Source organism: Halobacterium sp. MBLA0001 (assembly GCF_049705385.1).
GTDB classification, from domain to species: Archaea; Halobacteriota; Halobacteria; order Halobacteriales; family Halobacteriaceae; genus Halobacterium; species Halobacterium salinarum.
This window is the reverse complement of the sequence record NZ_JBNAMQ010000011.1, coordinates 1-840: the sequence shown is the minus strand read 5'-3', so window position 1 is coordinate 840 and position 840 is coordinate 1. Positions and strand designations below refer to the sequence as shown.

Genomic DNA, 840 nt, shown 5'->3' with positions numbered 1-840 from the left:
CAGCGACGACGCGATTGACGGGTGATAGCGAGCAGACGTACGCCGAGGACACCATCACAGTGGAGTGGCTCCTCACCCGGTATAATCTCGCGTTGGCGCAAGCAGTACTGTACGACGCAACCCAGATGCGGATCCGAGTCTGGGACCACTTCGGCACCGCGTTCAGCTATGTAAAACTGTTCGGGCTGATGCACCGTATCTATCCCATCGACACGGACGGCAACCGGGTATCAACGACGGACGCCGCCGATGGGTATGAGGCAGTATTGGATGGGCCTGCGTCGCTGTTCTCACAGTCACGGAAGTACGGGATTCGGATGTCGAACTTTCTCCCGGCGCTCCCGTTATGTGACCGCTGGGAGATGCACGCCGAAATTCTCAACGACGAAGACAGCCAGAGGGGAGAGACGTTGTCATTTGACCTCGACCATACCGAGGGCCTCTCGTCACACTACACCGCTCAGAGTGACTTTGACAGCGACGTCGAACGAACGCTCGCCCAGAAGTGGAACCGGGCGAACACCGACTGGGAATTACTCCGAGAAGACGACGTGCTAGACCTGGGTGCGGAGGTGATGATTCCAGACTTCGCGCTTGAACACCCCGATGGCCGACGAGCGATTCTCGAAATCGTGGGGTTCTGGACGCCCGAATATCTTGAAAAGAAGCTGGCGAAGCTGCGTGATGCAGACGTTGACCATCTGCTTGTAGCGGTCTCAGAACGACTGGACTGTTCGGCGGACGACTTCGAAGGAGCGAGTGACCGTCTGCTGTGGTTCAAGTCTGGTATCCACGTCTATGATGTCGTCGAGGTAGCCGAGGACCATGCGATCCGGTCGA

The 840-nt window shown here is 57.7% G+C and carries 1 protein-coding gene; it reads left to right on the top strand.

Going from position 1 to position 840, the window contains the following annotated elements; all coding sequences use genetic code 11:
• A partial coding sequence (locus ACOZ32_RS14140) for a DUF790 family protein (protein WP_424335353.1) occupies nt 1–840 on the top strand: 840 nt, incomplete at both ends.